The sequence below is a fragment of the Lysinibacillus sp. 2017 genome (genome assembly GCF_003073375.1).
GTDB lineage: Bacteria > Bacillota > Bacilli > Bacillales_A > Planococcaceae > Solibacillus.
The window spans coordinates 486,204-498,583 of record NZ_CP029002.1 but is presented as its reverse complement, the minus strand read 5'-3'; the positions used below and the strand labels follow the sequence as shown (position 1 = coordinate 498,583).

Below are 12,380 nucleotides of genomic sequence, written 5' to 3'. Positions count from 1 at the left end.
GTTTTTCCTAATAATTTTTCACTAAACTTTGCTCATTATAATTTATGCCTTTTTATTGGCATTAATGACAATCGATTCTTTACGGATATCCGCACCAATTGCACATAATTTATCGATTAAATGGCTATAACCGCGCTCAATATGATAAATATCGTGAATTTCCGTCTCGCCTTTTGCAAGTAAACCTGCTAATACCAGTGCCGCACCAGCTCGTAAATCCGAAGCTGTCACCGTTGAACCTTCCAATGCAGTTGGTCCTTGAATGATGGAAGTACTACCTTCAACACGGGCTTTCGCGGTCATACGACGGAGCTCATCAATATGTTTAAAGCGGGCAGAATAAATTGTGTCCGTTATTTTTGATGTACCTTCTGCCTGTGTCATTAATACAGATAATGGCTGTTGGACATCTGTTGGGAATCCAGGATATACAAGTGTTTTTACATCTACTGCTTTAAATGGAGTCTCTTGTTTTGGAATAAAGATACTTTCTTCTTTTTCTTCTACTTTGACGCCCATTTCACGTAGCTTCGCCGTTACTGCTTCTAAATGGAGTGGAATGACATTGTCGATTTCTACACCATCTCCCATTGCTGCAGCCATAATCATAAATGTGGCTGCTTCAATACGGTCCGGAATAATCGTATGGTTCGTACCTCGTAGTTCGTCAACACCTTCAATACGAATAACATTTGTACCTGCACCTTTAATATTGGCACCCATATTCGTTAAAAGTGTTGCTACGTCAATAATTTCTGGCTCTTTTGCTGCATTTTCGATAACAGTTTTACCTGTTGCACGTACTGCAGCGAGCATAATATTAATCGTCGCTCCTACACTGGCAACGTCTAAATAAATTTTTGCACCGATTAGTTCATCTGCGCGTAAATAAATCGCACCATGCTCATTCGTAACTTTCGCCCCTAATGCTTCGAATCCTTTAATATGTTGATCAATTGGACGTGGCCCTAAAAAACAGCCGCCTGGTAATCCAATAACTGCTTGTTTAAAACGACCTAGCATCGCGCCCATCATATAGTAAGAGGCACGGAGCTTTTTCACGTTACCATTTGGTAAAGGCATGGCTACCATTTTTGTCGGATCAATTGTCATTTGACCATTTTCAAATGACACTTCTCCGCCGATTTCTTCTAGTAAAGCTTTTAATGTCCATGCATCTGAAATTTCAGGAATTCCTCCAATAGTAACGGTAGAACCCGCTAAAATTGATGCAGGAATTAAAGCTACTGCACTATTTTTTGCACCACTGACGGTTACTTGACCTTGTAGTCGGCGTTCGCCTCTAATTTTATATACATCCATTTTGCGTTCTCCTTACGATTGGACAAATTTTTAACGTGTTTATTGGTTTTTTAAAGCTGAAGTTTTATTTCTTCTTATTATTTCCCTTCACGCTTTGCCCAATCCGCTAAAAATCCTTCAATTCCTTTGTCTGTTAATGGATGTTTGAATAATTGTTGTAAAACTTTATATGGTGTTGTCGCAATATGTGCACCTGCTAAGGCTGCTTGCGTAATATGTTGTGGATGACGAATAGATGCAGCAATAATTTCTGATGGGATTTCATGAATCGCAAAGATTTCTGCAATTTCACGAATTAATTCAACGCCGTCTTGACCGATATCATCTAAGCGTCCTAAAAATGGTGATACATATGATGCACCTGCACGAGCAGCCATTAATGCTTGGTTTGCTGAGAAGATTAATGTGATATTTGTTTTAATACCTTTTTCTGAGAAGTGTTTACAAGCTTTTAAGCCTTCTGGAGTCATTGGAAGTTTCACTGTAATGTTTGGGTGAATTGCTGCTAATTCTTCCCCTTCACGAATCATTCCTTCTGCTTCTAAAGAAATTACTTCACCTGAAACTGAACCGTTTACTAGTTCTGCGATTTCACGTAAGCGGTCATGGAAGTTTACGCCTTCTTCTTTTGCTACTAATGATGGATTTGTTGTTACACCTGAAAGAATCCCCCATGAATAGGCTTCTTTAATTTCGTCAAAGTTTGCTGTATCGATAAAAAATTTCATTGTTTTTTTCCTCCGTGGGTTTGGTCAATAAAGTGTATATACTTTATTGATTTTTTTTAATAAGGTCGTTAATTTTTATTACAAATTATTCAATCACTGCTAATATTTCTACACGTATGTAGAAAAACACATCCCGCCCATTTAACGGACGAGATGTTTGGAGCTTTATCTTATTATGCTTTTTGAGAGCTACCAAATTCGCGCATTTTACCGATTACAGTTGCTTTAATCGCTTCACGAGCTGGGCCTAAATATTTACGTGGGTCATATGCTTTTGAATCGCTATTTAAAAATTCACGGATCACTTTTGTTGCCGCGATTTGGTTTTCTGTGTTGACGTTAATTTTCGCAGTACCTAATGAAACTGAACGTTGGATATCTTTTGTTGGGATACCAGTACCACCGTGTAGTACTAATGGTAAATCTGTTAACGTAGAAATTTCTTCCATTTCAGCGAAGCCTAAGTTTGGCTCACCTTTATATGGTCCGTGTACTGAACCTAATGCTGGTGCTAGGCAATCGATACCTGTTGCTTCCACTAATGCTTTACATTCCTGTGGGTTTGCATACATAATACCACCGATTACGCCATCTTCTTCGCCACCAACTGTACCAAGTTCTGCTTCTACTGATATGTTACGTGCATGTGCATAGTCTACAACGTTTTTTGTAATAGCTACGTTCTCTTCGTATGGATAGTGAGAAGCATCAATCATTACAGACGTAAATCCAGCATCGATTGCTTCTTTACATTTTTCAAAGCTTGAACCATGATCTAAATGAATGGCAACTGGCACTGAAACTTTATAGCTTTCCATTAAGCCTTCAACCATTTTTACAACTGCGATAAATCCGCCCATATATTTTCCAGCGCCTTCAGATACGCCTAAAATAACTGGAGATTTTTCTTCTTCAGCTGCTTGTAAAATTGCTTGTGTCCATTCTAAGTTGTTGATGTTAAATTGACCAACTGCATAACCTTCAGCTTTTGCTGTAATTAACATTTCTTTCATTGAAACTAATGCCATTATAAATCCTCCTCGAAGATACATTAATAATTCGCTACTAGAAAAACATAGTTTGTGTTTATGCTTTTGAAATAGTGTTATTTCTATAGTTAATTAAAAGGTTTTGTTCCTTTCAATGAACAATATACATTCAAATTTATCATAACAAAAACAGACAGCATAAGCTACTGCCTGCCAACCTGTTCTGCTATATTTTTTCATGAACAGCTAATATATTTTTCACTTCATCACGAACTTCAAATATATTAAAAGGTTTTGTGAAATACCGCGCGACACCGAGTGCCTTTGCTTCATCCATAATATCTTGTTCAACGTAAGCTGTCATCATACAAACTGGTAAATTTTCATTCTCTTTTTTTAGACGTGTTAAAATCTCAAGCCCATCCATCCCAGGAATTTTCATATCCAATAAAACACAATCAAGGTTGGTAGTTTGAGCTATTTTTAACGCATCAAGTCCATTGGCTGCAAGGTGTGTGATAAAGCCCTCTTTTTGAAATACTTCATTCAATAAGAGTCGTATCCCCTGCTGATCATCAACAATTAAAATTTCCTTTGAATTCAACTTCATCCTCCTTCAAGTTATTATCTAGTAATATACTTCTATTGTGTATTCATTGTTTCCTTCTTTTAATCTCGTAATTTGTGATTTTGCTTTTTCACATACTCCCTCTTATAATTAGCTTGAGGTGGAAATATGTCTAAAATTTTAACGACTCAATTAACAGGATTTCTTCAACGCATTGGACAATCTGAAGAAGAATCAATCGAAGAAACCGCTCGTCTTTTAGCTCAAGCTGCTATCGGTCAAGGCATGGTCTATTTTGCTTGCTTTGGCGAAATGGAAAGCATTGCTCTTAACGCTGAGCTTGGTGCTGATCCATTTATTAAATACGCACGTTACTCAGATAATATTACACTAAGTGATGCTGACCGTGTCATTATTTTTACGCGTAGTTGTGACGATCAAAATGCGCTTACGTTAGCGAAAAAATTATATGATGCGTTTATTCCATTTGCTGCTGTTGCGAGTGAAGTTGCGAGCGATGCAAATGAACTAAGCGAACTTGCCTATACGTATATTTCGTTAAGGATACGTGGCGGTATTTTACCACATCCAACAAAATTAGGCGAACGTATTGTAATGCCTCATTTAATTGGTGGTTTGTATGTATATGAAGCGATTAAAATGGAATTTGATGAGATGCTTGCCGGTGATGATGATGAAGACGAAATCATCGAAGGTCACCCTTCTCCATTTGCATAATTCATTATAAATCACAAAAAGTATGGTTCTGAAGCTAAATCAGAACCATACTTTTTTGTATTGCTATTTGAAGAGTAATTATTTACGGTTATTAAACGCCGCGCCTACAAATTCACGGAATAACGGTTGTGGGCGTTGTGGACGTGAGATTAATTCTGGGTGGAATTGACCAGCTACGAAGAATTTTTTCTCTGGTAACTCGATAATTTCCACTAATTTATTGTCAGGAGATACACCTGAGAATACTAAACCTTCTGCTTCCATTGCTTCACGGAATTCATTGTTGAACTCGTAACGGTGACGGTGACGTTCATATACAAGCTCTTCGCCGTTATAAGCCGCGCGTGCAACTGAGTCTTCTTTTAATTTACATGGATATAAACCAAGACGTAATGTACCACCTAAATCAATGTCTTCTGATTGATCTGGTAAGAAGTCGATAATTGGGTACTTCGTATCTTTGTTTAATTCAGTAGAGTGCGCGCCTTCTAATTTTAATACGTTACGTGCGAATTCAACTGTTGCTAGTTGCATACCTAAGCAAATACCGAAGAATGGTACGTCGTTTTCACGCGCATAACGGATTGCTTCGATTTTACCTTCAATACCACGGTCACCGAAGCCACCAGGTACTAAAATACCGTCCGCTTGTCCAATTAATTCTTCTACGTTATCAGCTGTAACATGCTCAGAGTTTACCCAGTTAATTTCGATATCTGAGTTGTAAACGTAACCAGCATGTTTAAGTGCTTCTGTAACTGAAATATACGCATCTTGAAGATCTACATATTTACCAACTACAGCGATTTTTGTTTTGTACTCTAAGTTTTTCACTTTATTTACAAGCTCTTTCCACTCAGACATATCTGCTTGTGGCGCTTTAATACCGAAGTGATCAAGTACGATTTGGTCAAATCCTTGTGCATGTAAGTTTAAAGGTACTTCATATAGATGTTCTACATCACGAGATTCTACGATGTCATTTGCTTGTACGTCACAGAATAACGCGATTTTTTCTTTCATATCTTGCGGTACAGGTTGCTCTGTACGTAATACGATGATGTTTGGTTGGATACCTAATGAACGTAATTCTTTTACAGAGTGTTGTGTTGGTTTTGTTTTCATTTCACCAGCAGCTGCAATGTATGGCATTAACGTACAGTGAATGTACATTACGTTGTTGTGGCCAAGGTCACGACGCATTTGACGGATGGCTTCTAGGAATGCAAGTGATTCGAAATCCCCTACTGTACCACCGATTTCTGTAATTACCACGTCTGCTGAAGTTTCACGACCCGCGCGTTGTACACGGTCTTTAATTTCATTTGTTACGTGAGGAATTACTTGTACTGTTCCACCGTTGTAATCACCACGACGTTCTTTGTTTAAAACAGATTGATACACTTTACCAGAAGTTACTGTTGAGTGTTTACCAAGGTTGATGTCGATGAAACGTTCGTAGTGACCTAAGTCTAAGTCAGCTTCCGCGCCATCATCTGTTACGAATACTTCACCGTGTTGGTATGGGCTCATTGTACCTGGGTCAATGTTAAGGTATGGGTCAAATTTTTGGATTGTTACTTCTAATCCGCGGTTTTTTAATAAACGCCCTAAAGAAGCGGCTACAATTCCTTTACCAAGTGAAGAAACTACCCCACCTGTTACGAAAATATACTTTGTCATATTAATATCCTCCTCTTTACTAAACAAATTAGAAAAACACCGTTTACTTAAGCCTCGGCCAGTCGATGTTTTTCTAAAAGTCTTGCTATATAAAAACAAAAAACGCTCCTCCTGCATATACTTGCAGGGGGAGCGTATAAGTTATACGGTCAATCTCCTCTTTAAAGGAGCCCAAGTAAAAGATTATACGGAACTGAAATAGAAGTCAAGTACTTTCAATTTTGAAATTGAAAAGTGCTTATTTTTCTAACTCGTCTTCATCTTCGTCTAAGTCTTCGTCCTCATCTTCAATGATGAAAGTTTCATCTTCTTCGATTATTTCTCCATCAAGATCAGGATCGATTACTTCTTCAACAAAATCGATGTCTTCAGTCTCTTCTTCCTCTTCTTCCTCTTCTTCAACGAATTCATCATAATCTTCTTCGAATAAAACATCTTCTTCGTCAAGATCAGTTAATTCTTCTTCATCTTCCACAACTTTAGCCTTTTTCTTACGAGCCTTAATTGTTGGAGCAGTTTCTTCTTCGATTGTCTCGATTTTGTACCACTCACGTAATCCCCAGCCATTTTCTTGGTTTAATAAGAAGCGGCCTTCTACGTTTAAGTCTGTGTAAAATTGCACTAAACGGCTTTTTAATCTTGCATCAGAAATACCATTTAAAGTTTGGATTTCCTTTAATAACTCATTTAAAGGCATTGCTTGTTTTCTATCTTCTAAAATTGCATATGCTAAGTCGATTAACGACTCTTCTGCTAATTGTTCATCTGTCATACCACGAAAGTTCAAATCGTGCACGTCCTTTCTTAATTACATGTCTAATCATAAGCATAATACCCATTATATACAAACATCCTATCACTATGCTAGTTTCATTTCTTGTTTTTTAAATTTGTTGCTTTTTTATACGCCACATAAAATAAAACAATCGATAAAATAAGTAATGGAATCGCGGCTAATTGCTTGTTGTATAAAAAGAAGGTTGCGATAAGGCAAGCTAAAATAAAAATATAATGAATATATTGTTGCATCTCGTCGTACCTTCTTTCGCGTTTTATTGGTAATAATTAGGTTTGTATTAAAGATATCCCTATTGCTAGTATATCGAAATTTTCATGCACCGTGGTATTTTCAGACACAAATTCTTCATTTTTTGCAAAAAACTTATTTTAGAAGAAATTCTTTTTATTGAAGTAGTAAGTTTTGGTATTAGGAATCCAACTCCTGTTACATATTTCGACGATATTGACCGCCTACTTCATAAAGCGCTTGTGTAATTTGGCCAAGGCTCGCAACTTTTACGGTTTCCATTAACGCTTCAAAAATATTACCACCAGTTTTTGCCACTTCTTTTAACTGTTGAATGGCTTGCTCATGACTTGTTTCATGGACTTGTTTAAATTTCTCTAAATTCTCAATTTGCAAATCCTTTTCTAATTTGGATGCACGTGCAATTTGCATATTGTCGATGGCATCATCTGATGTAGGATTTGGATTTAAGTACGTATTCACTCCGATAATTGGTAGCTCCCCAGAATGTTTTAAATGTTCATAGTACATGGATTCCTCTTGAATTTTACCGCGCTGATACTGTGTTTCCATCGCACCAAGCACCCCACCGCGATCATTAATGCGATCAAATTCCTCTAACACGGCTCGTTCGACTAATTGTGTTAACTCTTCCACGATGAATGCCCCTTGCAGTGGGTTTTCATTTTTTGATAGCCCGTGCTCTTTTGTAATAATCATTTGAATGGCCATCGCTCGGCGTACCGATTCCTCTGTTGGTGTTGTAATGGCTTCATCGTAAGCATTTGTGTGGAGCGAATTACAGTTATCTTGCAATGCCATTAATGCTTGCAATGTCGTGCGAATATCATTGAAATCGATTTCTTGTGCATGCAAGCTGCGTCCTGATGTTTGAATGTGATATTTCAGCTTTTGCGAGCGTTCATTTGCACCGTATTTGTCACGCATCGTCACTGCCCAAATGCGACGTGCCACGCGACCAATCACTGTATATTCTGGGTCTAAACCATTTGAGAAGAAGAAGCTTAAATTTGGAGCAAAATCATCAATCTGCATGCCGCGGCTCAAATAATATTCCACATATGTAAAGCCATTTGCTAATGTAAACGCTAGCTGTGAAATCGGATTGGCGCCTGCTTCTGCAATATGATAGCCAGAAATCGATACCGAATAGTAATTGCGTACTTGATGGTCGATGAAATATTGCTGAATATCCCCCATCATTCGCAGCGCAAATTCTGTAGAGAAAATACATGTATTTTGCCCTTGGTCTTCTTTTAAAATATCCGCTTGTACTGTTCCACGCACGACTTGGAGCGTCATTTCTCGCGTTTCTGTAAATTCTTCCATTGTTAACGTGCGACCTAGTTCCTGTTCACGCTTTTTCACCTGCTGATCAATCGCTGTATTCATAAACATGGCTAAAATGATCGGTGCTGGTCCGTTAATGGTCATTGACACAGATGTTGATGGTGCGCAAAGGTCAAAGCCCGCATAAAGTTTTTTCATATCCTCTAACGTACAAATACTTACCCCTGATTCACCGACCTTACCGTAAATATCTGGACGAATATGCGGGTCTTCTCCGTAAAGTGTTACCGAATCAAATGCCGTTGAAAGTCGCTTCGCATTGTCATCCTTCGATAAGTAGTGGAAGCGTTTATTCGTGCGTTCTGGTGTGCCTTCTCCAGCAAATTGACGTTTTGGATCTTCACCTTCACGTTTGAACGGGAATACGCCTGCTGTATATGGGAATTCTCCTGGTACGTTTTCAGAATAGACAAAGCGCAAAATCTCACCATAATCTTTAAAATTCGGCAAGGCCACTTTTGGAATTTTTAATCCTGACAGTGACGTTGTTTTTAAAATGGTTTTAATTTCTTTGTCGCGCACTTTCGTAATAAGTTCATCCCCTGAGTATGCTTCCTTTAACTGTATCCAATTTTTAAGTATTTGCTTAGATTGTGCAGATAATTCATTTTGAACACCTTCGATTAATGAATCAATCGATGCGATTAGCGCTTGTTCAGAAGTAGGTAGTTGCGCTTTCGTACCTTCTAATTGATAAAGCTTTGTTGCAAGTGTTGCTTGTTGTTCTGCTTGTTTATGATAATTGCGTACCGATTCCGAGATTTCTCGTAAATAATAGCGACGATCGTTTGGAATAATGACATTTTGCTTTTGTGTTTTAATAAATTGCTCATAAGAAGATTCCCAATTAAGGTCAAATTTCTCGTTAATTTTCGCAACGAGTGCCGCAAATAAAGAGTTCGTTCCTAAATCGTTAAACTGTGAAGCAATCGTTCCATATACCGGCATTGCATCAATTGGCTGATCCCATAGTTCACGTGAACGTTGGTACTGCTTTTGTACTTGGCGTAATGCATCCTCCGAACCTTTTCGTTCGAATTTATTGATGGCGATTAAATCGGCGTAATCAATCATATCGATTTTTTCAAGCTGTGTTGGCGCACCAAATTCACTTGTCATCACATACATGGAAAGATCCGTGTAATTCGTAATTTCAGCATCCCCTTGCCCGATACCACTTGTTTCCAAAAGAATTAAATCAAAGCCCACAGCGCGCACAACATCTAGCACATCACCAATTGAACTTGATAGCTCTGTTCGAGAGCCACGCGTTGCTAAACTACGCATATACACGCGATTATTAAAGATGGCATTCATGCGAATTCGGTCGCCAAGTAGCGCGCCGCCCGTTTTTTGCTTTGTCGGGTCAACCGATAAAATGGCTAGCTTTTTGTCTGGGAACTCCTGTAAGAAGCGACGAATCAGTTCATCCGTTAACGAAGACTTCCCAGCACCACCTGTACCCGTTATTCCAATTGTCGGCGTATTTTTATTTTTTTTACGTGCTTGCTCTAGCATTGCTTTAATTTGCGAGTCATCACCATTTTCAGCTGCCGTAATTAAATTCGCCAAAATTTCAGGTGTATTTGTTGTGCATTTCTCTAATAGCTCCGTATAATTCCCTTTTAATGTCGAGAAATCGGCCCCTTCTAGCTTTTTGTTCACCATGCCTTGTAAGCCTAACTGGCGACCATCCTCTGGTGAGAAAATGCCTGCAATGCCGTATTCATGCAGTTCTTTAATTTCTCGCGGTAATATAACACCTCCACCGCCTCCGAAAATTTTGATATGCGGTGCTCCTTTTTCACGAAGTAGGTCATACATATATTTAAAGTATTCCATATGTCCACCTTGATAAGACGACAACGCCACCCCTTGCGCATCCTCTTGAATCGCCGCATTGACCACTTCTTCAACCGAGCGATTATGTCCTAAATGAATGACTTCCGCGCCACTTGATTGTAAAATACGTCTCATAATATTAACCGATGCGTCATGTCCGTCAAAAAGACTTGATGCTGTAACGAAACGTACATGATTTTTCGAGCGATATGCCTCTATTTTTTCCATTTTTAAAAACCCCTTTGTTATATTGAGATAATAAAAAACACCCTGACGAGCAAGCTTTTACAGTTGCTCTCTACAGGATGTTTTCCGTTCTTATTGTTCAAACTGCAGTATGCCTTGTAAAAACATCGTTGTTTGCAATTCAATATATTGTTCTATTGTGTAACGCTTTTGCAATGCCCATTTACGAAATGCCCAGCTTTGCCCTTGAATAACGATGTGATTGGCTGCTAGGAAAATTGCCTCTTCAGATAGCGACAAATTGCCTGCTTCTATACAATCCCGTAGCATACGTTCAAAAATAGCCACCATTTCTAATTCTTTATCAAGAATATAATGCATCGCTTCTTTTGGAAGGGACTTCGTTTCTTGATACATAATCGTAAATTCCTCTGGCATCGTATCGATTAATAAGAAATAGCGACGAATCGCATCTTTTAAGCCCTCAATCGTACCTGTTCCAGTTGTAAATTCCGATAGACATATTGTTACTTCATTGAAAATATTGTCACAGACTAAAAATAAGACGTCTTCTTTCGTACGAATATATTCATATAATGTGCCAATACTAAAGCCTGCTTCTTTTGCTAATTCACGTGTCGTTGCGCGGTGAAAGCCTTTCTTTTTGAAAAGCTTCACACCCGCATCGACAATTTGCTGTCGGCGCTCTAGTATTTTATTTTCATCTTTTATGGACGATGCTACATGCAGCTTATCGACATTTGTCATACATTACTTCGTGATCATTCGCGAAATTACGAGGCGTTGAATTTCTTGAGTGCCTTCGTAAATTTGCGTAATTTTCGCATCACGCATATAGCGCTCTACTGGATAGTCTTTCGTGTAGCCATAGCCACCGAATACTTGTACAGCTTCTGTTGTTACTTTCATCGCTGTATCACCAGCCATTAATTTTGCCATTGCAGATGCTTTTCCGTATGGTAAATCATTTGATTCTAACCAAGCTGCTTGATACGTCAATAAACGAGATGCTTCAATTTCTGTTGCCATATCGGCTAATTTAAATGATACACCTTGGTTGGCTGTAATTGGTTTGCCGAATTGTACACGTTCTTTTGCATAATCTACCGCAGCATCTAATGCGCCTTGTGCGATTCCTACTGCTTGCGCGGCAATCCCGTTACGTCCACCGTCTAATGTTTTCATCGCAATAACGAAGCCTTGTCCCTCTTCACCCAGTACGTTTTCTTTTGGAACACGGCAGTTATCGAAAATGATTTCTGTCGTTGGTGATGAACGGATTCCTAGTTTTCTTTCTTTCTTTCCTACAGAGAAGCCTGGTGTACTTGCTTCCACGATGAAAGCAGTCGTGCCATTTTTTGATTCTGGATCTGTTACGGCGAATACGACATAAATATCCGCAACGCCCCCATTTGTAATAAAGATTTTTGACCCATTTAAAATGTAATCATCGCCATCTTTTACAGCGTATGTTTTCATTCCGCCTGCATCAGATCCTGAATTCGGTTCAGTTAACCCATAAGCGCCGATTTTTTTACCTTCTGCCATTGGACGTAGGTATTTTTGCTTTTGCTCTTCGTTACCAAATTTAAAAATTGGCCAACCTGCAAGCGATGTATGCGCTGATAATGTTACCCCTGTTGATGCACATACGCGTGATAATTCTTCTACTGCGATGCAATAAGCTAGGTAGTCAAAGCCTGCACCACCGTATTCTTCCGGCCATGGAATTCCTGTTAAGCCTAGTTCGGCCATTTTATCAAAAATACCGCGGTCAAATTCTTCATGCTCATCACGGTGTTCGGCTGTTGGTGCCACTTCGTTAATCGCGAAATCACGAATCATTTCACGTAATTGTTGATGTTCTTCTGATAATTGAAAGTTCATTTTCCCATATCCCCTTT

General features: G+C 38.7%; 11 protein-coding genes. 1 reads left to right on the top strand and 10 read right to left on the bottom strand.

The features are described from left to right. Positions 1 to 42 precede the first annotated feature (42 nt). From DCE79_RS02285 to DCE79_RS02270, 4 genes are all read right to left on the bottom strand, one after another. Positions 43 to 1,323 carry a UDP-N-acetylglucosamine 1-carboxyvinyltransferase gene (locus DCE79_RS02285; RefSeq protein ID WP_108711513.1) on the bottom strand — a complete coding sequence of 427 codons (1,281 nt, stop codon included), beginning with the start codon at positions 1,321 to 1,323 and terminating at the stop codon, positions 43 to 45. A 77-nt stretch (positions 1,324 to 1,400) separates the two neighbouring features. Continuing rightward, the gene (gene fsa / locus DCE79_RS02280; RefSeq protein WP_108711512.1) at positions 1,401 to 2,051 is read right to left on the bottom strand and encodes a fructose-6-phosphate aldolase; all 651 of its coding nucleotides are present in this window, start codon (positions 2,049 to 2,051) and stop codon (positions 1,401 to 1,403) included. A gap of 173 nt (positions 2,052 to 2,224) precedes the next feature. Further along, complete coding sequence (locus DCE79_RS02275) at positions 2,225 to 3,079, bottom strand: class II fructose-bisphosphate aldolase (RefSeq protein WP_108711511.1); 855 nt, start codon at positions 3,077 to 3,079, stop codon at positions 2,225 to 2,227. Positions 3,080 to 3,266: 187 nt separating this feature from the next. Continuing rightward, positions 3,267 to 3,650: a response regulator gene (locus DCE79_RS02270; protein ID WP_108711510.1), complete on the bottom strand. Its 384-nt coding sequence runs from the start codon at positions 3,648 to 3,650 to the stop codon at positions 3,267 to 3,269. A gap of 126 nt (positions 3,651 to 3,776) precedes the next feature. Between DCE79_RS02270 and DCE79_RS02265 the strand changes: the two genes are divergently transcribed. Continuing rightward, positions 3,777 to 4,346 (top strand): DUF2529 family protein, encoded by a 570-nt coding sequence (locus tag DCE79_RS02265; RefSeq protein ID WP_108711509.1) that lies wholly within the window; start codon positions 3,777 to 3,779, stop codon positions 4,344 to 4,346. A gap of 78 nt (positions 4,347 to 4,424) precedes the next feature. On the opposite strand, the gene DCE79_RS02260 is transcribed toward DCE79_RS02265, so the two are convergent. The 6 genes from DCE79_RS02260 to DCE79_RS02240 all read right to left on the bottom strand — a co-directional run bounded on the left by DCE79_RS02260 (position 4,425) and on the right by DCE79_RS02240 (position 12,363). Then, a complete protein-coding gene (locus tag DCE79_RS02260; RefSeq protein WP_108711508.1) occupies positions 4,425 to 6,029 on the bottom strand; it encodes a CTP synthase in 1,605 nt (534 codons plus the stop codon). A 238-nt stretch (positions 6,030 to 6,267) separates the two neighbouring features. Further along, positions 6,268 to 6,825 (bottom strand): DNA-directed RNA polymerase subunit delta, encoded by a 558-nt coding sequence (gene rpoE / locus DCE79_RS02255; protein ID WP_108711507.1) that lies wholly within the window; start codon positions 6,823 to 6,825, stop codon positions 6,268 to 6,270. A 74-nt stretch (positions 6,826 to 6,899) separates the two neighbouring features. After that, positions 6,900 to 7,058, bottom strand: a complete 159-nt coding sequence (locus DCE79_RS18585) for a hypothetical protein (protein ID WP_168214703.1) — start codon at positions 7,056 to 7,058, stop codon at positions 6,900 to 6,902. A gap of 196 nt (positions 7,059 to 7,254) precedes the next feature. Next, positions 7,255 to 10,497, bottom strand: a complete 3,243-nt coding sequence (gene icmF / locus DCE79_RS02250; RefSeq protein ID WP_108711506.1) for a fused isobutyryl-CoA mutase/GTPase IcmF — start codon at positions 10,495 to 10,497, stop codon at positions 7,255 to 7,257. Positions 10,498 to 10,587: 90 nt separating this feature from the next. After that, on the bottom strand, positions 10,588 to 11,223 hold the full coding sequence (locus DCE79_RS02245; protein WP_108711505.1) for a TetR/AcrR family transcriptional regulator: 636 nt from the start codon (positions 11,221 to 11,223) through the stop codon (positions 10,588 to 10,590). 3 nt (positions 11,224 to 11,226) lie between these two features. Then, positions 11,227 to 12,363, bottom strand: coding sequence for an acyl-CoA dehydrogenase (locus tag DCE79_RS02240; protein ID WP_108711504.1), 1,137 nt, complete (start codon positions 12,361 to 12,363; stop codon positions 11,227 to 11,229). Between the last annotated feature and the right edge of the window lie 17 nt (positions 12,364 to 12,380).